Raw genomic sequence first — 22,339 nt, forward strand, 5'->3', positions numbered from 1 at the left:
CAATACCTATTTATACTTTGACTATTTGGCGTTGAATCGCTAGTTTTGGCGTCATTGATTTGAAAGGTGTCGACAATATGCTGCAAGCACTAGAGCCCGCCGCTATCGCTCAGGACGATTCTGAAACCCTGTCGGAGAACGTGTTTCGGCGTATTCAGGCGGCTATTGTCAAAGGTGAAATCGCCCCCGGCAGCAAGATCTCCGAGCCCGAACTGGCCCGCACCTACGGCATCAGCCGTGGGCCATTGCGTGAAGCCATTCACCGTCTCGAAGGTCAGCGCCTGCTGGTGCGCATCCCCCATGTCGGGGCCCGGGTGGTGTCGCTGAACCACGCCGAACTGATCGAACTCTACGAAATTCGCGAGTCCCTCGAAGGTATGGCCTGCCGCCTGGCCGCCGAGCGCATGAGTGATGAAGACATCGCCGAGTTGCGTCGGGTGCTCGAAACCCATGAGCGCGATGAGGCGTTCCAGGCGGGTGTCGGTTACTACCAGCAGGAAGGCGACTTCGATTTTCATTACAAGATCATTCAAGGCAGCGGTAATCGCACCCTGACCCAGATGCTGTGCGGCGAGCTGTACCAGCTGGTGCGCATGTACCGCATCCAGTTTTCCACCACCCCCAATCGCCCGCACCAGGCATTCGCCGAGCACCACCGGATTCTTGATGCCATTGCCGATCGCGACGGCGAACTGGCCGAGTTATTGATGCGCCGCCATATCGGCGCGTCGAAACGCAATATTGCGCGTCACTACCAAGACAGCGCCCAGCAGACAGCCACTCCACGAGGTGAGTCATGAGCAATAAAAACAGTCCAGGCCAGCGTTTCCGTGACGCAGTCGCCAGTGAACATCCGCTGCAGGTTGTGGGTGCGATCAACGCCAACCATGCACTGCTGGCCAAGCGTGCCGGCTTCAAGGCAATTTATCTGTCGGGTGGCGGTGTTGCAGCGGGATCTTTGGGGGTGCCGGACCTGGGCATTACCGGCCTGGACGATGTGCTGACCGACGTCCGTCGCATTACCGACGTCTGCGACCTGCCGCTGCTGGTGGACGTGGATACCGGCTTTGGCTCCTCGTTCTTCAACGTGTCGCGCACCGTCAAGTCGATGATCAAGTTTGGCGCGGCGGCGATTCATATCGAAGACCAGGTCGGTGCCAAGCGTTGCGGTCATCGCCCGAACAAGGAAATCGTCTCGCTGCAAGAGATGGTCGACCGCATCAAAGCAGCAGTTGACGCCCGTACCGATGACAGCTTCGTGATCATGGCACGCACCGATGCGCTGGCGGTCGAGGGCCTGGAGTCGGCGCTGGAACGTGCAGCAGCCTGTGTTGAAGCCGGTGCCGACATGGTCTTCCCGGAAGCCATTACCGAACTCGAGATGTACAAACTGTTCGCCAATCGGGTGAAGGCGCCGATTCTGGCCAACATCACCGAGTTTGGCTCGACACCGCTGTACACCACCGAGCAACTGGCCGGTGCCGATGTATCGCTGGTGCTGTACCCGCTCTCGGCTTTCCGGGCGATGAACAAGGCTGCTGAAAACGTCTACGGCGCCATCCGCCGTGACGGCACCCAGCAGAACGTGATCGACACCATGCAAACCCGCATGGAACTGTACGACGCCATCAACTACCACAGCTTCGAGCAAAAGCTCGACGCCGTGTTTGCCGCCAAGAAGTAACACAATTCCATGATCCTGCAGGAGCGAGCTTGCTCCTGCAGGGATAGGTATAGAACCCTGTAGTTGCCGAATCCCTAACAAATTCAAGATTGGAGAGCGCAATGGCCGAAGCAAAAGTATTGAGTGGCGCCGGATTACGCGGCCAGGTGGCCGGGCAAACAGCCTTGTCGACCGTTGGCCAGGAAGGCGCAGGTCTCACTTATCGTGGTTATGACGTCCGTGAGCTGGCCGCCGAAGCCCGCTTTGAAGAAGTAGCCTATCTGCTGCTGTACGGTGAACTGCCGAACAAAACCGAGCTGGCGGCCTATATGGCCAAACTCAAAACCCTGCGTGATTTGCCGCAGGCCCTCAAGGAAGTGCTGGAGCGCATCCCCGCCGACGCCCATCCGATGGATGTGATGCGTACCGGCTGCTCGTTCCTGGGCAACCTTGAGCCCGAGCTGGATTTTGCCCGTGAGCGCGATGTAACCGATCGCCTGCTGGCCGCTTTCCCGGCAATCATGTGCTACTGGTATCGCTTCAGCCATGACGGTCTGCGCATCAATTGCGTGACCGATGAAGAGTCCATTGGCGGGCACTTCCTGCACCTGCTGCACGACAAGAAGCCGAGCGAACTGCACGTCAAAGTGATGAACGTGTCGCTGATTCTGTATGCCGAGCACGAATTCAACGCCTCGACATTCACCGCCCGGGTCTGTGCTTCGACCCTGTCCGACCTGTACTCGTGCGTCACGGCCGCCATCGGCACGTTGCGCGGGCCACTGCACGGTGGCGCCAACGAAGCGGCAATGGAAATGATCGAGCGTTTCGGCTCGGCAGAAGAGGCGGTCAAGGGCACCCTCGAGATGCTGGCGCGCAAAGACAAGATCATGGGCTTTGGCCACGCGATCTATAAAGACAGCGATCCGCGTAACGAAGTGATCAAGGGCTGGTCGAAAAAACTCGCTGACGAAGTGGGTGACACCACGTTGTTCCCGGTTTCCGAAGCCATCGACCAAACCATGTGGGAGCAAAAGAAGCTGTTCCCCAACGCCGACTTCTACCATGCCTCGGCGTATCACTTCATGGGCATTCCAACCAAGCTGTTCACCCCGATCTTTGTCTGCTCACGCCTGACCGGCTGGGCTGCGCACGTGTTCGAACAGCGCGCCAACAACCGCATCATCCGCCCGAGTGCCGAGTACATCGGCGTCGAACAGCGCAAGTTCGTGCCAATCGAGCGCCGCTGACCAGCAGGCGGCTTGAACCTGTCCACCCTGCAGGAGCGAGCTTGCCCGTGAGCTCTTTGAAAAGCTCGCGAGCAAGCCCGCTTCTGCAGGAGGGGTGAGCCGCCTCAGACCTAACCGTGATCGAGTCCCACGCCATGAATACTGAATTTCGCAAAACACTACCGGGCACCCGGCTGGATTATTTCGACACCCGCGCGGCAGTCGATGCGATCAAACCCGGTGCTTATGACACCCTGCCATACACCTCCCGGGTACTGGCCGAAAACCTGGTGCGTCGCTGTGATCCTGCGACCCTGAACGCCTCATTGAGCCAGTTGATTGAACGCAAACGCGATCTCGACTTTCCGTGGTTCCCGGCGCGAGTGGTGTGCCACGACATTCTCGGGCAGACCGCGCTGGTCGACCTCGCCGGTTTGCGCGACGCCATTGCCCTGCAAGGGGGCGACCCGGCGCAAGTGAACCCGGTGGTCCCGACCCAGCTGATTGTCGATCACTCGTTGGCGGTTGAGCGTGACGGCACCGATCCCGAGGCGTTTGAAAAGAACCGCGCCATCGAGGATCGCCGTAACGAAGACCGGTTCCACTTTATCGAGTGGACCAAAAAAGCCTTCAAAAACGTCGATGTGATCCCGCCAGGCAACGGCATCATGCACCAGATCAACCTGGAGAAAATGTCTCCGGTGATTCAGGTGCGTGACGGTGTGGCATTCCCCGATACCTGCGTCGGCACCGACAGCCACACCCCCCACGTTGATTCGCTGGGCGTCATTGCCATTGGCGTCGGCGGTCTTGAAGCCGAGAGCGTGATGCTCGGTCGTGCCTCCTGGATGCGCCTGCCGGAAATCGTCGGCGTCGAGCTGACCGGCAAGCTGCAGCCGGGCATTACCGCTACCGATATGGTGCTGGCGCTGACCGAGTATCTGCGCAAGCAAAAAGTCGTCGGTGCCTGGCTGGAGTTCTTCGGCGAAGGTGCTGCGGCGCTGACCCTGGGGGACCGCGCCACCATCTCCAACATGGCCCCGGAATACGGCGCCACGGCTGCGATGTTCTACATCGACCAACAAACCATCGACTACCTCAAGCTGACCGGTCGTGAAGACCAGCAAGTGCAGTTGGTCGAAAACTACGCCAGGCTCACCGGGCTGTGGGGCGACAGTCTCAAGCATGCTGAGTATGAGCGTGGCTTGAGCTTTGACCTGTCCAGTGTCGTGCGCAACATGGCCGGCCCGAGCAACCCCCACGCCCGCGTCGCCACCAGCGACCTCGCGGCCAAGGGCATTGCCGGTCAGTGGGACGACGTGCCGGGGCAAATGCCTGACGGCGCGGTAATTATTGCGGCCATCACCAGCTGCACCAACACGAGCAACCCGCGTAACGTGATTGCGGCAGGCCTGATCGCCCGCAACGCCAACAAACTGGGGCTGACCCGCAAGCCTTGGGTCAAGTCGTCGTTGGCACCGGGTTCGAAAACCGTCGCGCTGTATCTGGACGAAGCCGGTCTGACCGATGAGCTTGAGCAACTGGGCTTTGGTGTGGTCGCTTTTGCCTGTACCACCTGCAATGGCATGTCCGGTGCGCTGGATCCGCAAGTGCAGCAGGAGATCATCGATCGCGATCTCTACGCGACGGCCGTGCTCTCGGGCAACCGCAACTTTGACGGGCGGATTCACCCGTACGCCAAGCAGGCATTTCTGGCTTCGCCGCCTTTGGTAGTGGCCTATGCAATTGCCGGGACCATCCGTTTCGATATCGAAAAAGATGTGTTGGGCCTGGATGCCAGCGGCAACGAAGTGCGTCTGAAAGATATCTGGCCAAGCGACGAAGAAATCGACGCCGTGGTCAAGCGCTCGGTCAAGCCGGAGCAGTTCCGCCAGGTTTATATTCCGATGTTCGCCATTCACGAAGACACCGGCCCGAAAGTCGAGCCGCTCTACGACTGGCGCCCGCAAAGCACTTACATTCGTCGTCCGCCGTATTGGGAAGGGGCACTGGCCGGTGCACGTCCGCTCAAGGGCATGCGCCCGCTGGCAGTGCTGCCGGACAACATCACCACCGATCACCTGTCGCCGTCCAACGCGATCATGCTCGACAGTGCCGCAGGTGAGTATCTGGCGAAAATGGGCCTGCCGGAAGTCGACTTCAACTCCTATGCAACCCACCGTGGCGACCACCTGACCGCGCAACGTGCCACCTTTGCCAACCCCAAACTGTTCAACGAAATGGTGATCGAGGACGGCAAGGTCAAGCAGGGCTCATTGACCCGTCTTGAGCCTGAAGGCCAGGTGATGCGCATGTGGGAAGCGATTGAAACCTACATGGATCGCAAGCAGCCGTTGATCATCATTGCCGGCGCCGACTACGGTCAGGGCTCGTCCCGTGACTGGGCGGCCAAGGGCGTGCGTCTGGCCGGGGTCGAAGCCATTGCGGCAGAGGGCTTTGAGCGGATTCACCGTACCAACCTGGTCGGCATGGGCGTGTTGCCGCTGGAGTTCATGCCGGGCACCAATCGTAAAACCCTGCAGATTGACGGCAGCGAGACTTACGACGTGATCGGCGAGCGCACCCCGCGTGCCACGCTGACCCTGGTGATTACCCGCAACAACGGCGAGCGCGTCGAGGTGCCGGTGATGTGCCGTCTGGACACCGCTGAAGAAGTCTCGATCTACGAAGCGGGCGGCGTGTTGCAGCGCTTTGCCCAGGACTTCCTGGAATCGGCCACGGCTTAATAGCAGTGCCGGGGCCTGGCGCCCCGGCCCTAACAGGAATCAGTTTTATGGCCTATGCAGCGCAAATCAAAATCCCTGCGACTTATATGCGCGGCGGTACCAGTAAAGGGGTGTTTTTCAGTCTGCTTGACTTGCCCGCCGTGGCCCAGGTTCCGGGCGCGGCCCGTGATGCCCTGTTGTTGCGGGTAATCGGCAGCCCGGACCCGTACGAAAAGCAAATTGACGGCATGGGCGCGGCGACCTCCAGTACCAGCAAAACCGTGATCGTCAGCCAAAGCCTGCAAGCCGATCATGATGTCGACTATCTGTTTGGCCAGGTGTCGATCGACAAGCCGTTCGTGGACTGGAGCGGCAACTGCGGCAACCTGTCGGCGGCCGTCGGTTCGTTTGCCATCAGCAGCGGCCTGGTGGATGCGGCCCGTATCCCGCAAAACGGCACGGCCGTGGTGCGTATCTGGCAAGCCAATATTGGCAAAACCATTATTGCCCATGTACCGATCACCGATGGCGCAGTCCAGGAAACCGGTGATTTCGAGCTCGACGGGGTGACCTTTCCTGCCGCCGAGGTGCAGCTGGAGTTCATTAATCCGGCGGCTGACGAGGAGGGTGCAGGGGGTTCGATGTTCCCTACCGGCAACCTGGTTGACGACCTTGAAGTGCCAGGGCTCGGCACCTTGAAAGTCACCATGATCAACGCCGGTATCCCGACCATTTTCGTCAATGCCCAAGCCATCGGTTACACCGGTGCCGAGCTGCAAAACGACATCAACGGCGATCCGAAAGCCCTGGCCATGTTCGAAACCATTCGTGCCCATGGTGCGTTGCGCATGGGCCTGATTGAAAGGCTCGAAGATGCGGCCAAGCGTCAGCACACGCCCAAGGTGGCCTTTGTTGCCGGGCCGACCGATTACCTGTCATCAAGCGGCAAGCCGGTGCCTGCACAGAGTGTGGACTTGCTGGTGCGGGCATTGTCGATGGGCAAGTTGCACCACGCGATGATGGGGACGGCGGCGGTGGCGATTGGCACTGCGGCAGCGATTCCGGGCACCCTGGTCAACCTTGCCGCGGGCGGCGAGTTGCGCAGCGCCGTGCGTTTTGGTCATCCCTCGGGCACCTTGCGGGTGGGCGCGCAGGCGCAGCAGGTTGATGGCGAATGGACAGTTACCAAAGCCATCATGAGCCGCAGCGCGCGGGTTTTGATGGAAGGTTGGGTGCGGGTACCGGGCGATGCCTTTTAACCCTGATTGCTGAATCCGACGCATAAAAAAGCCCCGCATCGCTGCGCAATGCTGTTCGCCTAAACGACTGCTATCTCAACTGTAGGAGCGAGCTTGCCTCGCGATGGTCTCGAAATGCCGTGTTTAATCTGTAAACACGGCGTTTTCGTTAACAATCATCGCGAGACAAGCTCGCTCCTACAACGGCAGGGTTTAGTTCTGTGAACAGCTTTGCTCATCGTTGCGGGGCTTTTTAGTTCAAGTCCTGTGGGACTTAAACCATTTTGTCGCCGACATGCAGAATCTTCATGCCGTTGGTGCCACCGATGGTGTGGTAGCTGTCGCCCTTGGTCAGGATGACCCAGTCGCCATTTTCTACGACGCCACGCTTGAGCAGTTCGTCGATGGCAGCCTGGCTGACTTGTTCTGGCGGCAGCGATGCCGGGTCGAACGGCACGGTGTAAACGCCACGGAACATGGCAGCACGGGCCTGGGTTTCACGGTGCGGGGAGAACGCGTAGATCGGCACCGAAGAACGGATGCGCGACATGATCAACGGCGTGTAACCACTTTCGGTCAGAGCGATGATCGCTTTGACGCCAGGGAAATGGTTGGCGGTGTACATGGCCGCCAGCGCAATGCTCTGGTCGCAGCTTTCGAAAACCTTGCCGATACGGTGGCTGGAGGTTTTGCTGGTCGGATGCTTTTCAGCGCCGACACAGATCCGCGCCATGGCCTGTACCGCTTCCAGCGGGTAAGCGCCGGCAGCACTTTCAGCCGAGAGCATCACGGCGTCGGTGTAGTCGAGAACGGCGTTGGCAACGTCGGACACTTCGGCGCGAGTGGGCATCGGGTTCTGGATCATCGACTCCATCATCTGGGTCGCAACGATCACCGCTTTATTGTGGCGGCGTGCATGCAGAATGATTTTCTTCTGAATGCCCACCAGCTCGGCATCGCCGATTTCCACGCCCAGGTCGCCACGGGCAACCATTACTGCGTCACTGGCCTTGATCAGCCCGTCGAGGGTTTCGTCATCCGCTACGGCTTCAGCGCGTTCAATCTTCGCGACCAGCCAGGCAGTACCGCCGGCTTCGTCACGCAGTTGACGGGCGTATTCCATGTCGGCGGCGTCCCGCGGGAACGACACGGCCAGGTAGTCGACTTGCATTTCGGCAGCCAGCTTGATGTCAGCCTTGTCTTTTTCAGTCAGGGCCGGCGCGGTCAGACCACCGCCGCGACGGTTGATGCCCTTGTGGTCAGACAGTGGGCCGCCGATCAGCACGGTGCAGTGCAGGGCGTCATCGGTGGCGGTGTCTACACGCATTACGACACGGCCGTCATCGAGCAGCAGCTCGTCGCCGACGCCGCAGTCCTTGACCAGATCCGGGTAGTCGATGCCGACTACTTGCTGGGTGCCTTCGGTCAACGGATGGCTGGTGGAGAAGGTGAATTGATCACCGACCTTCAGCTCGATCTTCTTGTTGGCGAATTTGGCGATACGAATTTTCGGGCCTTGCAGGTCACCCAAGAGGGCAACGAAACGGCCATGTTTGGCAGCGATTTCACGCACCAGCTTGGCACGAGCCTTATGCTCATCCGGGGTTCCGTGGGAAAAGTTCAGACGGGCGACGTCCAGGCCAGCGAGGATCAGCTGTTCCAGCATCTCCGGTGAATTGCTGGCAGGGCCAAGTGTGGCAACGATTTTAGTTCGACGAACGGACATGCAAAGACTCCTGAGTTCAAGCGCAGCCAAAGGCTACTATGGTCTTTGGCTGTAGTCATTGTTCCTCTGCACTACTTTCGACTTAAGTTGTGGTGCCGCAGCTTGAAGAATTTTCCCGCGGGGTCGATACAGTGTTAAGAACAGGAGATCCCCATGCGTTTTTTGCTCATTCTATTGATGGCCGGCAGTGTCGTCGGTTGTACCCGCTGGTCGATGAATCATCACCTGAACAGTGCCTACCGTGCCTATGACCGGGGTAATTGCGAAGCGGTGATGCTGGAGTTGTCCGAGGTGGATCGCGAGAGCCGCAGTCGCCCGTATATCTGGCCGCAGACTGCAATGTTGCGCGGACTATGCCTGGAACGAACCAAGTTCTATCTGGACGCTGCCCAGACCTATCAGTACATCATCAATGAGTTCCCGAAGAGCGAGTATGCCTATCGCGCCAAGGCGAGGATCGAGACGTTGAGAATTCTTAAATTCATTCCGGGCCCCGGTGCAGGAGCGACTCCGGCACTGCCTGCTACCATTTGATGAAGTATCAACTGGCTAGTGGCTATATGATATCGCTGTGCTGCTGTTAGAGTATTCCGGGCTTTTTATGGATTAATAAAGGTATCGATGTCTGCTGGTTGGCCTGAGAGCGAGCTGCGGAACATTTCAGGCAGTAGCGCGGTCATGCTTAATGGCCTTTCAAAGTGATATTCGCCATGGTTATAGATCGCCGTATCCAGCGTCATCAACTGACAGGCTTCCTGGGCGTGCTCAACCGGTTTACAGGCAAACCTATCGGGTATCTGGGCAATGTGTCCGAGGGTGGGCTGATGCTGATCAGCCAGTTGCCGCTGCTGGTGGGAGCTGATTTTGAACTCAGGCTGCAAGTGCCCGGGCCTGACGGGGAGCTGCAGCTGGTGGATCTGACGGCACGATGCCTGTGGTGCATTGAAGACGTCAGCCCACAGTGCTACGACTCCGGTTTTATGCTGTATCAGCCTCCTGCGCAATACCTCGTGCTGATCGACAGCTTGCGCGAGTATTTCAGTTTCCTGCCGTTACAGGCCTCGGCTTAGGTCTGGCCTTGCACCGGTTTGAGCGCCTAGACTGACGGGGTCTACAGCTCAGGAACACCCCGTGACCTCTATTTTTTGGTACGACTATGAAACCACCGGCATCAACCCGCGCTGCGATCGGGCTGTGCAGGTTGCCGGTATCCGCACCGATGTCGACCTCAATGAGATTGATCAGCCGCTCAATCTGTATTGCCAGCCCAGTGACGATATTCTTCCTCACCCCATGGCTTGCCTGATCACCGGTATTACCCCCGGGCGCCTGGAAGACAAGGGCCTGGGGGAGGCCGAGTTCATGACCCGCACCCACGCGCAACTGGCATTGCCCGGCACCTGTGGCGCAGGCTACAACTCCTTGCGTTTCGATGACGAAGTCACGCGCTACAGCCTGTACCGGAATTTCTTCGATCCTTATGCCCGCGAGTGGCAGGGCGGCAACAGTCGCTGGGATTTGATTGATGTAGTGCGAACCGCGTATGCCCTGCGTCCGGAAGGAATTGTCTGGCCTGAAGACGAGGGGCGAGTGACCCTCAAGCTCGAGCGTTTGACGGCTGCCAACGGGATTGATCATGGCCAGGCCCATGATGCCTTGTCCGATGTGAGGGCCACCATCGCGTTGGCGCGGCTGATTCGTGACAAGCAACCCAAGTTGTATGAGTGGTTATTCAAGCTGCGCACGAAACAGCGGGTGCTTGATCAAGTTCGGTTATTGCAACCCATGCTGCATATTTCGGGGCGCTTCTCTGCGGCCAGGCATTATGCGGGGGTGGTATTGCCGCTGGCCTGGCATCCAAAAAACCGCAATGCACTGATTGTGTACGATCTGCATTTTGATCCTCAGCCATTACTGGACATGGATGCAGAGTCCTTGCGCCAGATGCTCTATACCCGGCGCGAAGACTTGGCTGAAGGCCAGCAGCCGGTTGCGCTGAAGCTGATACATGTTAACCGTTGTCCGGTGGTGGCCCCCTTGAATGTAGTGCGGGCCCAGGATCAACAGCGTTTGCAACTGGACATGGCGCTTTATCAAGCGCGTGCGGCGACGCTTATTGAGGCTCAGCAAGTTTGGCAGGACAAGTTATCGGCTATTTATGCCAGCGAAGATTTCGTCCCCGCTGCCGATCCCGAGCAACAGTTGTATGACGGTTTTCTCGGTGAGCGTGATCGTCGATTGTGTGAGCAAGTCAGGCTCAGTGATCCGGAGCAATTAGCAGGTACTACTTGGCCTTTTGATGACGAGCGTTTACCTGAATTATTGTTTCGCTACCGTGCGCGAAACTTCCCCCATACCTTGAGCGCGGAAGAACTTGAGCGTTGGCAATTGTTCTGTCGGCAGCGCTTGACCGACCCGGCCATGGGCGCACCCCTGACCCTGGATGATTTCACCCGCGCAGCGCTGGAGCTGTCACGCAGTGCCAAGCCCGCCCAACTGAAGCTGTTGAGTGAATGGCAGCGCTATGCGCAAGGTCTTGGCCGCCGTCTGGGGATGAACTCGCAGGCGCAGGACTGACACTAAAAGGCAGGCAATAAAAAACGCCAGCAAGCTGGCGTTTTTTATTAGCGGTGCATAACGCAGCGCGAAGGGGGCACTTAGTCCAGCAGAGTTGCCCAGCCTTCAACTACGTCGCCGCCCCACTTGGCTTTCCACTCTTTCAGGGTCTTGTGGTTGCCACCTTTGGTTTCAATCACTTCACCGTTATGCGGGTTTTTGTATTGTTTAACCTTGCGGGCACGTTTGGTGCCGGTGGTTTTAACAACACCGCGTGGTGCTTTGCTTACTTTGGCTTCCGGATCCAGAAGGGCGATAATATCGCGCAGCGATTTTTGGTATTCGCCCATCAGCGTGCGCAGTTTGCCTTCGAATTCCAGCTCGGTTTGAAGTTTGTCGTCTTCCGACAGGTTTTTCAGGCGAGCTTGCAGTTCTTTGATCGCTTCTTCAGTTGCACGGTATTCGTTGATCAGGGACATGAGGATAACCTTATGTTGGAAAGGGTTTACAGGGAGACAGTGATGCAATAATAGTCAGACAGTTACTGCAAGTAAATATGCAAGGCTCGATTAATTTTAAAATTTAATTATTAACATTTTCCCATTCCTATATCAGCGCTATTAAATAAGCCGTTGTCAGGTGAATGTTAAGAAAGATTAATAAATGTCCTGGTTCACCAATAAAAACCCTGAAGGCCCCGCTCCCGAAGGCGTAGCAGGTGGGTGATGCGACCCTGGGGCGCACGCAATAAGCCTCAAGGAAGACTGTAGTTTTGCTGCGCACTCGCTAGAATGGCGGCCTTAGTAAAGTTTTGGAGTTTTTCCCTGATGCGCACTTTTCGGTTGGTGATCGCCTGCCCCGACGGCGTTGGTATTGTTGCCAAGGTCAGTAATTTCCTGGCCTCACACAATGGCTGGATCACTGAAGCGAGCCACCACTCGGATGATCAAAGCGGCTGGTTCTTTATGCGTCACGAGATTCGTGCCGACTCCCTGCCATTTGGACTTGACGCTTTTCGCGAGGCGTTTGCCCCGATCGCCGAAGAGTTTTCGATGGAGTGGCGCATTACCGATACCGCACAAAAAAAACGCGTGGTCTTGATGGCCAGCCGCGAATCCCACTGTCTGGCAGATTTGTTGCACCGCTGGCACAGCGATGAACTGGACTGTGATATCTCGTGCGTGATTTCCAACCACAATGACTTGCGCAGTATGGTCGAGTGGCACGGCATTCCTTTTTACCATGTGCCGGTTGACCCGAAAGACAAAGAGCCGGCCTTCGCCGAAGTCTCGCGTCTGGTTAAGCATCATGCTGCCGAGGTCGTGGTTCTGGCGCGCTACATGCAAATTCTGCCGCCGGATCTGTGTCGCGAATATGCCGGCCAGGTCATCAACATTCACCACAGCTTCCTGCCGTCATTTGTCGGGGCCAAGCCTTATCACCAGGCTTCGATGCGCGGTGTAAAGTTGATTGGTGCAACCTGCCACTATGTGACCGAAGAACTGGACGCCGGTCCCATCATCGAGCAGGACGTCGTACGCGTCAGCCATAGCGACAGTATTGAAGACATGGTGCGTTTCGGTCGTGATGTCGAGAAGATGGTGCTGGCCCGTGGCCTGCGCTATCACCTCGAAGACCGTGTACTGGTGCACGGCAATAAAACCGTAGTGTTCTGATGCCGCAATCGATTACAGGGGCCGGCTGACCGGCTCCTGTATCGCAGTCTTCGTTGCTCTGCAGCGACTACACCCAGGGTTAGTGCAACATAAAATCTTTCAAAGGATTTGTGTCATGACCGATCCGTTCGATAAAGCCACTTCCACGGCACCGGCAACCCTGGGTGAGGGCTGTCTAAGCCGTTACGACCCGCAAGCGTTAAGCCCGCAGGACGGCACAGAGTTTTCAGATGCCCGGGCCTTGTGGCTGGCGTTACACCCGCAACTTCCCGACGATCAACCCCCGGATACGCTCTCACCGACTGCTGACTGAGATGAACTCATGCTGGCGACGAGCCTGTGGGCGCACTTAAAGAGTCGAGCCATGCGCTTTTGGTGACGGGCCTGCGGCCGCTGTCGATCAGACGCTTGAGGGTTTCAAGCCAGTAATCGCGGGAGAATCCATGGCGCATATCCACAGGATGCAGGCCCAGTCGTATCAAGGGTGCATTTTGCCACTGGCGTTCACGCAGATCGCACACCACTTTTGACACCCCTCGACGCCATGCACTGCCAGCACTCCAGACCAGCCCCGGCGCATCAATGGCTGAAAAATCGGGCAGACGATAAAGGTGCTGTTGATCGCTGGTATAACTCAAGGGCAGTTGGCGCAAGGCCAGGCGTGTGCCTTCGCTCATCAACCACGCCGGGGCAACAAAGCCGCGGACTGGCCATTGATAGCGCTCAAATACTTCAAGCCCACGCTCCAGCCGGTTCAGTGCCTGGGTTTCGGACAATTTGTAGAACTCCCCCTCCCAGGTATACACCCGGCGCATGAACCAATCGCGCGGGGTGCGCGGTGCAGGCATGTCATCGGCATGGAAGTAACCATGCAGTACCAGTTCGTCGCCCCTGGCCACGCGGCTGTCGAGCATGTTGCGCAATTGGTCGGCACTGGCCAAAGAGCCGCCATGGTGAAAGTCCGGAACCACCAGCCAGGTGATCGGGATTGCGCCCATGGCATCGACAGCTTCGACAAACGGTTGATAATCGGCCCAGGTTTGCGGGGCGACATCGTGCAGCACCAGCGCCACCACCGGATCAGACATGGACAGGTACCGCCTGATGGGTGCCGGTCAATGCGTGATAATGAACCAGCAGATCCTGCACCACGCGATCCCAGGAGTAATGCAGTTCGGCCCGTTGGCGGGCCTGCCGGCCAAGTTGCGCCGGATTGTTGGCGAACAGCTCACGGACGGCGTTGGCCATCGCCTCAGGGTTGTTCGGTTGGCACAGCAGACCCACCTCATCGTGCACGATTTCCCTGAAGGCCCCGGCGTCAACGGCCACCACCGGAATGCCGCTGGCCATGGCCTCGAGAATGACCAGGCCAAAGGTTTCCTGGTCTCCGGCATGTACCAGAGCATCGGCACTGGCCATGAGGCGGGCCAGTTGAGCGGGGGGGCAGAAGTCGTCAATGACTGTCACGTTATCCGGCACCAGGGATGGCATCTGTGAGCCCACCAGCAGCAGGTGCCAGTTCTGGCCCAAGTCGCGCATGCAGTCGAGCAGAACCGGGAGATTTTTTTCCTTGGCGCCGCGCCCGGCAAAAATCAGCAAATGGGCGTCAGGGCTTATCTGCAGCTCTGCACGCAGATCGGGGTCACGGTGCTGAGGATTGAATGTCTGCAAGTCGACGCCCAGGGGTTGCACGAACACATTGTCGACCCCCAGGCCGATAAGTTTGTTGGCCATGACCTGGCTCGGGGCCAGGACCCGGTCGAAATGCCGGTACAGCCGGCTGACATAGGCTTCTACATTGGGTGTCAGCCAGTTGCCCATGCGGTTGCGCACCAGCAGCGGCAGATCCGAGTGATAAAAGCCAATGACCGGTATGTCCAGCTGCCGCCGGGCATCGAGTGCGGCCCAGGCGGTGAGGTAGGGGTCGCCGACTTCGATCAGGTCCGGTTGCAGGTCTTGCAAAATATTGCACCAGGGCGCCAGGCGGATCGGGAACCGAAAACCGTTGCCAAATGGCAGGGCCGGGGAGGGGACCTGGTATATGCCGTCGTGCACTGTCCGGTTGCTGCCCGGCACCAGCAGGCTGTGACGGGTGCCCGGCAAACGGCTCAGGCGTCGGTGCTTGGCGTCCAGATAAGTGCGCACGCCGCCACTGGCGGGCGCATAGAACATGGTGATGTCAGCAATATGCACGGCCTTGAGCCCTTTAAATGTCTATCGTCCATGGGGTTGACCTTAATGGATGATAGATGTTCGCAGGAATTGAGCCGGGTAAAAAACGCGTAACCGCCAAGTGCGGGGTTACGCGTTGAGTGCAGGGCGATCAGATGCGGAAACTGCCCACCAGTTGCTTGAGGCGTGCGGCCTGTTGTTCAAGGTCCGTACAGGCTCGCAGGGTGGATTGCAGGTTCTCGACGCCCTCCTGGTTCAGGGTGTTGATCTCGGTGATGTCCATATTGATCGACTCAACCACCGAGGTTTGCTCTTCCGTGGCGGTAGCGACCGACTGGTTCATGCCGTCAATTTCGCCAATGCGCTCGGTGACGCTGACCAGACGTTCGCCTGCACGGTTGGCGATTTCCACACTGTCCTGACTGTGGCGCTGACTTTCCTCCATGGTGCTCACCGATGCGCGCGCGCTGACTTGCAGCTCCTCGATCATGGTTTGTACTTGCTGCGCCGACTCCTGGGTGCGGTGCGCCAGGTTGCGCACCTCGTCAGCGACCACGGCAAAGCCGCGTCCGGCTTCACCGGCGCGGGCGGCTTCAATCGCGGCATTGAGCGCCAACAGGTTGGTTTGCCGGGAAATGCTGGTAATCACTTCAAGGATCTGGCCGATGTTCACTGTCTTGTCATTCAGTGATTCGATGTGGCTACTGGAGGTGCCCAGCATTTGCGACAGCTGCTGCATCGAGCCGATGCTGCGCTCGACCACTTGCTGACCTTCTTCTGCCAGGCCGCGGGCGTCGCTGGCTTGATGCGAGGCCAGGGCAGCGTTGCGGGCGATTTCCTGGGCAGCTGCGCCCAGCTCGTTGATCGCTGCTGCAACACTGTTAGTGCGGCTTGCCTGTTCGTCAGAGTTGAGCATCGATGAATTGGAAGCACTGACCACCCGCAGGGCGACTTCGTTTACCTGTTCGGTAGCCGATGATACTTCGCTCATGGAGGTATGAATGCGCTCGACAAAGCGGTTGAAAGCGCTGCCCAGGGTGCCGAACTCGTCGTTGGATTCAACCACCAGGCGCCGGGTCAGGTCACCTTCACCTTCAGCGATGTCTTGCATCGCGCGGGTCATCACATGCAAAGGTTGCAACAACAGGCGAATCAACAGGCCGAGCAGGGCGATGATCGAGACCAGGGCAATGCTGGTGGCAATGATCGCTGACGTGCGAAATGTGCTGAGCATTGCGAAGGCTTGTTCTTTATCTATAGACAGCCCGACATACCAGTTGACCGAACCCAGCCCTTTGACCGGGCTAAAGGTCACGATCCGTGTTTTGCCATTGGCTTCGGTTTCGCTGATAACCGGACTGATCGATGGTGTGTTTTGCGGGTAAATATCCTTCAGGTTCTTCGACACCAGATCCTTGTCCGGGTGAACCAGGATTTTGCCGTCGGCACTCACCAGGAAGGCAAAGCCCATGCCATCGAAATCCAGGGTGTTGATACTGTCAGCGATGGTTTTCAGGGTCAGGTCCGAGCCGACCACGCCCAGGGTTTGCCCGGCCTTTTTCACCGCGGTACCGATGGAGATAATCATCTGCCCGGTTACAGCATCTATATAAGGTTCGGTCAGGCTTGCGCTGCTGCTGTTGAGCGCGTCCTTGTACCAGGGCCGCGTGCGGGCGTCGAAGCCCTCGGGCATCTTGCTGTTGGGGCGAATGGTAAAGTCGCCCTGGCTGTCGCCAAAGTAGACTGCCATAAAGGTGCTGCCCAGGGCTTTTTGTTCCAGCAGGCTGGCCACTTGCGCTGGGTCTGAAGCAATGGCTATGGATTCTGCAAGATTTTCCGTGAGCAGAATCCGCCCTCCCATCCAGGTTTGAATGTTATTGGCTGTGATGTTGCCCATCTCGTGCAGATAGTTATCCAGATCATTGCGAATGGCATTGCGTTGCAGGTAATCGTTGTACAGCGTAAATAGCGAGAAGGCGGCTATTACGATCAGGGACGCGGCAAGCAGGATTTTATGGCTGAAACGCAGGTTTTTATTCATGGCTTGAAGGGTCCGCTAAGGTCTAAAAGTTTGAGGCCTACTCTGTGGAAACATGCCCATGCGACAAATCACTGTCAGAACCTGAATGGGCTCTATATTTGTCAGTACTGTTTCCTACGCTAAATCCGGTTTTATCTGATCTAGCATTAAGGATGTATCGACTCGCGATCGCGAAAGATTAATCAAAGGTGGAAAAATGCCGGACTTATCTGCTCTTGTTCTTGGTGCTGACCTTGCGGGTCAGCCCGTAGCCCAGTCTTTGCGCCTGGCAAACCGTCATGGCCTGGTGGCGGGCGCCACGGGGACAGGTAAAACCGTGACCCTTCAGCGCCTGGCTGAACAGTTCAGCGATGCTGGCGTGGCTGTATTTGCCGCTGACATCAAGGGCGATCTTTGTGGGCTGGGTGCGGCCGGCAACCCTCAGGGCAAAATTGCCGAGCGGATTGCCGGCATGCCATGGCTCGATTATCAGCCGAAGGCGTATCCGGTTACGTTGTGGGACATACAAGGCAAGACCGGTCATCCATTACGCACAACATTGAGTGAAATGGGACCGCTGCTACTGGGCAGTCTGCTGGAGTTGACGGACAGCCAGCAGTCGGCCCTGTATGCCGCGTTCAAAGTGGCAGATCGCGAGGGTTTGCTGCTGCTTGATCTAAAAGACCTGAAAGCTTTGCTTAATCATCTGCGCGACAACCCCCAGGTGCTGGGCGATGACGCGGCTTTGATGACCACCGGTTCCAGCCAGGCCCTGCTGCGGCGCCTGGCAACACTTGAACAGCAGGGCGCCGAGGCCTTGTTCGGCGAGCCGGCGCTGCAACTGGAAGACATTCTGCAGCCGACCAGTGACGGTCGCGGCCGGATTCACCTGCTCGATGCCAGTCGCCTGGTGCATGAAGCGCCCAAGGTTTACGCCACGTTCCTGTTGTGGCTGTTGGCGGAGCTTTTTGAACAGTTGCCGGAGCGCGGGGATGCCGACAAGCCTTTGCTGGCGCTGTTTTTCGATGAGGCCCATTTGCTGTTTGCCGGGACGCCCAAAGCATTGCAGGACCGCCTTGAGCAAGTGGTACGTCTGATTCGTTCCAAAGGTGTTGGTGTGTACTTTGTAACGCAATCGCCAGCGGACTTGCCGGACACTGTGCTCGCGCAACTGGGTTTGCGGATTCAGCATGGACTGCGGGCTTTTACCTCTAAAGAGCAGAGATCGTTACGGGCTGTAGCCGACGGATTTCGGCCTAACCCGGCTTTCGATGCGCTGGCGGTGCTGACCGAGTTGGGCACCGGCGAAGCGTTGGTGGGCATGCTTGAAGAAAAAGGCACGCCGGCCATGGTTCAGCGAGTATTGATTGCACCGCCGCAATCGCGGATCGGCCCGCTGACCGAGGCTGAGCGGGCGGCCTTGATTGTCGGTTCGCCGTTGCAAGGGCGCTATGACAAACCGATTGACCGGGAGTCGGCCTACGAAGTGTTGCTGGCCCGCAAGGGCGTAGCACCGCAGGAGCAAGTCAAGCCACAGGAACCGGGTCTTCTGGATCAGGCCGGGGACTTCCTGGGCTCAACGGCTGGCAAAGCATTGCAATCCATGGCGCGTCAGGCGGCGGGCCAGATGGGGCGGCAGTTGGTTCGCGGGTTGCTGGGCTCATTGCTGGGTGGCAGCAAACGCAAGTAGTGGCTGGCGTAGGCTGGGAAGGGTTGCGCAGCAGCCCGACTCAGCTGATTGGCCGGGCATTTTCATCGCTGGCAAGCCAGCTCCCGCACGTATCGGTTACTGAGGCTTGGGCTTGGCGTGACTGGCCAGCCGCTCAAGGGCGGCGCGCAGGGCCGGGTCGCTGATACCATCGGCCGTTGCCTGGATGGTCTGGGCGGCATTGACCGAAAGGTCGAGCGTATGTCCGGCAACTTTGGCCTGCACCGTCGGTGGCTGCACTTTAAACAGGATCCGGGTCAGGCTGGCGAACTCGTCAAATGCCTGCAACTGGCGTTGCAGGCGCTTTTGCTGATAACGCAGGCGAGTGGCCCAGTGGCCATCGGTCACAATCAGCAACAGGCTGCCTTCACGCCATGAAGCGACGTGGCAATGTTCGCGGGCGGCCGGCTGGAGCTGGCTTTCAAGAAGGCGTTGCAAGTGTGCCAGACGTTTGGCGTGGCCAAAAATGGCCTTCAGGGGCTTGGCCTCGCGGAGCAGAACGGAGGGTGCCCGTGCTGGGTGTGGGCGAAATGCCATGTTCAGACACCTGAGGAAACAGAGCCGCAATCTTAGCAGAAACCGCCTGTTTCACTCGATATGATCCTGATTTCAAAAACTTTATTTGTGGAATCAATGAGTAACTTCTGCTCTCCATGGGTTGAAGTTCAGCAAAAAGCCCTTATTTTAGTGAGGCCCCGTCACAACGCTGCACCAGTATCGTGGAATAACGCCACTTTCCTCACCGACGTTTCCGGGTAGAATGCTCGCTCGCATGCGGCCATCAGGGCTGCTCGGGCGACTCTCGGGGCCGCCCTCCATCCCTATGTGTGGAAGATCCTGCCGATATGTTTGCGCCTTTGTTAAAGAAACTTTTTGGAAGCAAGAACGAGCGCGAAGTCAAACGCATGCTCAAGACAGTACAGGTCGTCAATTCCTTCGAAGAGCAGATGGTTGCCCTGACCGATGAGCAATTGCGCGCCAAGACCGAAGAGTTCAAGGCCCGCATAGCCAAAGGTGAGACCCTCGACCAGTTGTTGCCAGAAGCCTTTGCGGTGTGCCGCGAAGCGGGTAAGCGGGTCATGGGCATGCGCCACTTTGATGTCCAGCTGATCGGCGGCATGACCTTGCACGAAGGCATGATCGCAGAAATGCGCACCGGTGAAGGCAAGACCCTGGTAGCAACCCTGGGTGTTTATCTCAACGCATTGTCGGGCAAGGGCGTACACGTTGTAACCGTGAACGACTACCTGGCTCGTCGAGATGCCAACTGGATGCGTCCGCTCTATGAATTCCTGGGCCTGACGGTCGGTGTTGTCACGCCGTTCCAGCCGCCTCAGGAAAAGCGTGAAGCCTATGCTGCCGACATCACTTACGGCACCAACAACGAATTCGGTTTCGATTACCTGCGCGACAACATGGCTTTCAGCATGGAAGAAAAATTCCAGCGCGAGCTCAATTTTGCCGTAATCGACGAAGTCGACTCGATCCTGATCGACGAAGCCCGTACTCCGCTGATCATCTCCGGCCAGGCCGAAGACAGCTCCAAGCTGTACACCGAAATCAACAAGCTGATCCCGCGCCTTGAGTTGCATGTCGAGGAAGTCGAGGGCGAAGTGACCAAAGCCGGTCATTTCACTATCGATGAAAAGACCCGTCAGGTTGAGTTGAACGAAGCCGGTCACCAGTTCGTTGAAGACATGCTGACCCAGATCGGTCTGCTGGCAGAGGGCGAGAGCCTGTACTCCGCACACAACCTGGGCCTGCTGACCCACGTCTATGCCGCATTGCGCGCCCACAAGCTGTTCAACCGCAACGTTGAATACATTGTTGAAGACGGTCAGGTATTGCTGGTCGACGAACACACCGGCCGTACCATGCCGGGCCGTCGTCTGTCCGAAGGCTTGCACCAGGCTATCGAGGCCAAAGAAGGCCTGAACATTCAGGCTGAAAGCCAGACCCTGGCATCGACCACCTTCCAGAACTACTTCCGTCTGTACAACAAGCTGTCCGGCATGACCGGTACGGCTGATACCGAAGCGTTCGAATTCCACCAGATCTACGGTCTGTCGGTGATGGTCATTCCGCCGAACAAGCCCCTGGCACGTAAAGACTTCAACGACCTGGTGTTCCTCACCGCTGACGAGAAGTACGCGGCGATTGTGGCTGACATCAAGGACTGCATGGCCAAGGGCCGTCCGGTGCTGGTAGGTACGGCCACCATCGAAACCTCCGAGCACATGTCCAACCTGTTGAAGCAGGAAGGTATCGAGCACAAGGTTCTGAACGCCAAGTTCCACGAAAAAGAAGCTGAAATCATTGCCCAGGCCGGTAGTCCTGGGGCACTGACCATCGCGACCAACATGGCCGGTCGTGGTACTGACATCCTGTTGGGCGGCAACTGGGAAGTGGAAGTGGCTTCCCTTGAGAACCCGACTCCGGAGCAGATCGCACAGATCAAGGCCGACTGGCAGAAACGTCACCAGCAAGTGCTGGAATCGGGCGGCCTGCATGTGATCGCTTCCGAGCGTCACGAGTCGCGCCGTATCGACAACCAATTGCGCGGTCGTGCCGGTCGTCAGGGTGATGCGGGTTCCAGCCGTTTCTACCTGTCCCTTGAAGACAGCCTGATGCGCATCTTCGCCTCTGACCGGGTGAAGAACTTCATGAAGGCCCTGGGCATGCAGTCCGGCGAAGCGATTGAGCACCGTATGGTGACCAACGCGATCGAAAAGGCGCAGCGCAAGGTTGAAGGCCGCAACTTCGACATCCGCAAGCAATTGCTGGAGTTCGATGACGTCAACAACGAACAGCGTAAAGTGATTTATCACATGCGTAACACGTTGCTTGCTGCGGACAATATCGGTGAAACCATCGCCGACTTCCGCAAGGACGTTCTTGAAAGCACTGTCAGCGCGCATATTCCACCGCAGTCGTTGCCGGAACAGTGGGACGTCAAAGGTCTGGAGTCGGCTATCGAAACCGGTTTCGGGGTGAAGCTGCCGATCCAGCAATGGCTCGATGAAGACGACCACCTGTACGAAGAAACCCTGCGTGAGAAGCTGCTGAACGAGTTGCTGGCGGCTTATAACGAGAAAGAAGAGCAGGCGAGCCCGGAAGCGCTGCGCACCTTCGAGAAACAAATTGTGCTGCGTGTACTGGATGACTTGTGGAAAGACCACCTGTCGACCATGGATCACCTGCGCCACGGTATTCATTTGCGCGGCTATGCGCAGAAGAACCCGAAGCAGGAGTACAAGCGCGAGTCGTTCAACCTGTTCTCCGAGCTGCTTGATTCGATCAAGCGCGATTCGATCCGTGTGCTGTCCCATGTACAGGTTCGTCGCGAAGACCCGGAAGCAGAAGAGGCTCGTCTGCGTCAGGAAGCGGAAGACCTGGCTTCGCGCATGCAGTTCCAGCATGCCGAAGCACCGGGCCTTGATCAGCCCGAAGCGCTGGCTGAAGTGCTGCAGGGGGCCGATGTTGAAGACGTCGTACCGGCTACCGAGCCTGTTCGTAATGAGCCGAAGCTGGGTCGCAATGAGCTGTGCTACTGCGGCTCGGGCAAGAAATACAAGCATTGCCACGGGCAAATCAATTAAAACCCGTTCCAACTGCTGAAGTACCT

18 protein-coding genes and 1 pseudogene are annotated in these 22,339 nt (G+C 57.8%); 12 read left to right on the forward strand and 7 right to left on the reverse strand.

Features of this window, described 5'->3' with window-relative positions; translation table 11 throughout:
- The first annotated feature begins 77 nt into the window (after positions 1 to 77).
- The 5 genes from FEZ21_RS09380 (at position 78) to prpF (ending at position 6,877) form a co-directional block, all read left to right on the forward strand.
- On the forward strand, positions 78 to 800 hold the full coding sequence (locus FEZ21_RS09380) for a GntR family transcriptional regulator (RefSeq protein ID WP_003442652.1): 723 nt from the start codon (positions 78 to 80) through the stop codon (positions 798 to 800).
- A complete protein-coding gene (prpB, locus tag FEZ21_RS09385) occupies positions 797 to 1,684 on the forward strand; it encodes a methylisocitrate lyase (protein WP_003442649.1) in 888 nt (295 codons plus the stop codon). The genes FEZ21_RS09380 and prpB overlap by 4 nt, the downstream gene beginning before the upstream one ends.
- Before the next feature lie 101 nt (positions 1,685 to 1,785).
- Positions 1,786 to 2,913 (forward strand): 2-methylcitrate synthase, encoded by a 1,128-nt coding sequence (prpC, locus tag FEZ21_RS09390; protein WP_003442646.1) that lies wholly within the window; start codon positions 1,786 to 1,788, stop codon positions 2,911 to 2,913.
- A 134-nt stretch (positions 2,914 to 3,047) separates the two neighbouring features.
- Positions 3,048 to 5,639: a Fe/S-dependent 2-methylisocitrate dehydratase AcnD gene (acnD, locus tag FEZ21_RS09395; protein WP_003442643.1), complete on the forward strand. Its 2,592-nt coding sequence runs from the start codon at positions 3,048 to 3,050 to the stop codon at positions 5,637 to 5,639.
- A gap of 47 nt (positions 5,640 to 5,686) precedes the next feature.
- Positions 5,687 to 6,877, forward strand: a complete 1,191-nt coding sequence (gene prpF, locus FEZ21_RS09400; RefSeq protein WP_003442640.1) for a 2-methylaconitate cis-trans isomerase PrpF — start codon at positions 5,687 to 5,689, stop codon at positions 6,875 to 6,877.
- A gap of 253 nt (positions 6,878 to 7,130) precedes the next feature.
- On the opposite strand, the gene pyk is transcribed toward prpF, so the two are convergent.
- Positions 7,131 to 8,582 (reverse strand): pyruvate kinase, encoded by a 1,452-nt coding sequence (gene pyk / locus FEZ21_RS09405; protein WP_003442637.1) that lies wholly within the window; start codon positions 8,580 to 8,582, stop codon positions 7,131 to 7,133.
- A 153-nt stretch (positions 8,583 to 8,735) separates the two neighbouring features.
- Here pyk and FEZ21_RS09410 point away from each other — a divergent pair, with 153 nt between their 5' ends.
- The 3 genes from FEZ21_RS09410 (at position 8,736) to sbcB (ending at position 11,159) form a co-directional block, all read left to right on the forward strand.
- Complete coding sequence (locus FEZ21_RS09410) at positions 8,736 to 9,116, forward strand: tol-pal system YbgF family protein (RefSeq protein ID WP_003442634.1); 381 nt, start codon at positions 8,736 to 8,738, stop codon at positions 9,114 to 9,116.
- 176 nt (positions 9,117 to 9,292) lie between these two features.
- Positions 9,293 to 9,652, forward strand: coding sequence for a PilZ domain-containing protein (locus FEZ21_RS09415; RefSeq protein WP_003442630.1), 360 nt, complete (start codon positions 9,293 to 9,295; stop codon positions 9,650 to 9,652).
- A 61-nt stretch (positions 9,653 to 9,713) separates the two neighbouring features.
- Positions 9,714 to 11,159 carry an exodeoxyribonuclease I gene (gene sbcB, locus FEZ21_RS09420; RefSeq protein ID WP_003442627.1) on the forward strand — a complete coding sequence of 482 codons (1,446 nt, stop codon included), beginning with the start codon at positions 9,714 to 9,716 and terminating at the stop codon, positions 11,157 to 11,159.
- Positions 11,160 to 11,239: 80 nt separating this feature from the next.
- Here sbcB and mvaT read toward each other — a convergent pair whose 3' ends face one another.
- Complete coding sequence (mvaT, locus tag FEZ21_RS09425; RefSeq protein ID WP_003442624.1) at positions 11,240 to 11,617, reverse strand: histone-like nucleoid-structuring protein MvaT; 378 nt, start codon at positions 11,615 to 11,617, stop codon at positions 11,240 to 11,242.
- A gap of 348 nt (positions 11,618 to 11,965) precedes the next feature.
- On the opposite strand from mvaT, the gene purU reads away from it, so the two are divergent.
- Entirely contained in the window at positions 11,966 to 12,814 is an 849-nt protein-coding gene (purU, locus tag FEZ21_RS09430) for a formyltetrahydrofolate deformylase (protein WP_003442621.1), read from the forward strand.
- A gap of 115 nt (positions 12,815 to 12,929) precedes the next feature.
- A complete protein-coding gene (locus tag FEZ21_RS09435; protein ID WP_010655774.1) occupies positions 12,930 to 13,127 on the forward strand; it encodes a hypothetical protein in 198 nt (65 codons plus the stop codon).
- Between the two features lie 7 nt (positions 13,128 to 13,134).
- Here FEZ21_RS09435 and FEZ21_RS09440 read toward each other — a convergent pair whose 3' ends face one another.
- The 4 genes and pseudogenes from FEZ21_RS09440 to FEZ21_RS22860 form a co-directional block, all read right to left on the reverse strand.
- Positions 13,135 to 13,902 carry a DUF2334 domain-containing protein gene (locus FEZ21_RS09440; protein ID WP_160626935.1) on the reverse strand — a complete coding sequence of 256 codons (768 nt, stop codon included), beginning with the start codon at positions 13,900 to 13,902 and terminating at the stop codon, positions 13,135 to 13,137.
- A complete protein-coding gene (locus tag FEZ21_RS09445) occupies positions 13,895 to 15,007 on the reverse strand; it encodes a glycosyltransferase family 1 protein (RefSeq protein WP_160626936.1) in 1,113 nt (370 codons plus the stop codon). The genes FEZ21_RS09440 and FEZ21_RS09445 overlap by 8 nt, the downstream gene beginning before the upstream one ends.
- 130 nt (positions 15,008 to 15,137) lie before the next feature.
- Positions 15,138 to 15,977 (reverse strand): methyl-accepting chemotaxis protein, encoded by an 840-nt coding sequence (locus tag FEZ21_RS22855; protein ID WP_369826387.1) that lies wholly within the window; start codon positions 15,975 to 15,977, stop codon positions 15,138 to 15,140.
- An 18-nt stretch (positions 15,978 to 15,995) separates the two neighbouring features.
- Positions 15,996 to 17,027, reverse strand: a pseudogene (locus FEZ21_RS22860) (cache domain-containing protein); the annotation flags it as partial.
- Positions 17,028 to 17,223: 196 nt separating this feature from the next.
- On the opposite strand from FEZ21_RS22860, the gene FEZ21_RS09455 reads away from it, so the two are divergent.
- Positions 17,224 to 18,696, forward strand: coding sequence for a helicase HerA-like domain-containing protein (locus FEZ21_RS09455; RefSeq protein WP_003442606.1), 1,473 nt, complete (start codon positions 17,224 to 17,226; stop codon positions 18,694 to 18,696).
- 96 nt (positions 18,697 to 18,792) lie between these two features.
- Here the strand turns inward: FEZ21_RS09455 and FEZ21_RS09460 are convergent, their stop codons facing one another.
- The gene (locus FEZ21_RS09460) at positions 18,793 to 19,251 is read right to left on the reverse strand and encodes a DUF721 domain-containing protein (RefSeq protein ID WP_003442603.1); all 459 of its coding nucleotides are present in this window, start codon (positions 19,249 to 19,251) and stop codon (positions 18,793 to 18,795) included.
- 308 nt (positions 19,252 to 19,559) lie between these two features.
- Between FEZ21_RS09460 and secA the strand changes: the two genes are divergently transcribed.
- On the forward strand, positions 19,560 to 22,313 hold the full coding sequence (gene secA, locus FEZ21_RS09465; RefSeq protein ID WP_010655778.1) for a preprotein translocase subunit SecA: 2,754 nt from the start codon (positions 19,560 to 19,562) through the stop codon (positions 22,311 to 22,313).
- Positions 22,314 to 22,339 lie beyond the last annotated feature (26 nt).

It is taken from the genome of Pseudomonas sp. 9.1(2019), from assembly GCF_009910445.1.
GTDB classification, from domain to species: Bacteria; Pseudomonadota; Gammaproteobacteria; order Pseudomonadales; family Pseudomonadaceae; genus Aquipseudomonas; species Aquipseudomonas paraversuta.

What these genes read in the sequence shown, in the direction of transcription:
- FEZ21_RS09410 (WP_003442634.1), top strand. Translation starts at nt 8,736, where the DNA reads ATGCGTTTTTTGCTCATTCTATTGATGGCCGGCAGTGTCGTCGGTTGT.
- FEZ21_RS22855 (WP_369826387.1), bottom strand. Translation starts at nt 15,977, where the DNA reads ATGAGCGAAGTATCATCGGCTACCGAACAGGTAAACGAAGTCGCCCTG.
- prpB (WP_003442649.1), top strand. Translation starts at nt 797, where the DNA reads ATGAGCAATAAAAACAGTCCAGGCCAGCGTTTCCGTGACGCAGTCGCC.
- secA (WP_010655778.1), top strand. Translation starts at nt 19,560, where the DNA reads ATGTTTGCGCCTTTGTTAAAGAAACTTTTTGGAAGCAAGAACGAGCGC.
- FEZ21_RS09455 (WP_003442606.1), top strand. Translation starts at nt 17,224, where the DNA reads ATGCCGGACTTATCTGCTCTTGTTCTTGGTGCTGACCTTGCGGGTCAG.
- FEZ21_RS09460 (WP_003442603.1), bottom strand. Translation starts at nt 19,251, where the DNA reads ATGGCATTTCGCCCACACCCAGCACGGGCACCCTCCGTTCTGCTCCGC.
- prpF (WP_003442640.1), top strand. Translation starts at nt 5,687, where the DNA reads ATGGCCTATGCAGCGCAAATCAAAATCCCTGCGACTTATATGCGCGGC.
- FEZ21_RS09440 (WP_160626935.1), bottom strand. Translation starts at nt 13,902, where the DNA reads ATGTCTGATCCGGTGGTGGCGCTGGTGCTGCACGATGTCGCCCCGCAA.
- mvaT (WP_003442624.1), bottom strand. Translation starts at nt 11,617, where the DNA reads ATGTCCCTGATCAACGAATACCGTGCAACTGAAGAAGCGATCAAAGAA.
- FEZ21_RS09415 (WP_003442630.1), top strand. Translation starts at nt 9,293, where the DNA reads ATGGTTATAGATCGCCGTATCCAGCGTCATCAACTGACAGGCTTCCTG.
- purU (WP_003442621.1), top strand. Translation starts at nt 11,966, where the DNA reads ATGCGCACTTTTCGGTTGGTGATCGCCTGCCCCGACGGCGTTGGTATT.
- prpC (WP_003442646.1), top strand. Translation starts at nt 1,786, where the DNA reads ATGGCCGAAGCAAAAGTATTGAGTGGCGCCGGATTACGCGGCCAGGTG.
- FEZ21_RS09380 (WP_003442652.1), top strand. Translation starts at nt 78, where the DNA reads ATGCTGCAAGCACTAGAGCCCGCCGCTATCGCTCAGGACGATTCTGAA.
- FEZ21_RS09435 (WP_010655774.1), top strand. Translation starts at nt 12,930, where the DNA reads ATGACCGATCCGTTCGATAAAGCCACTTCCACGGCACCGGCAACCCTG.
- pyk (WP_003442637.1), bottom strand. Translation starts at nt 8,582, where the DNA reads ATGTCCGTTCGTCGAACTAAAATCGTTGCCACACTTGGCCCTGCCAGC.
- acnD (WP_003442643.1), top strand. Translation starts at nt 3,048, where the DNA reads ATGAATACTGAATTTCGCAAAACACTACCGGGCACCCGGCTGGATTAT.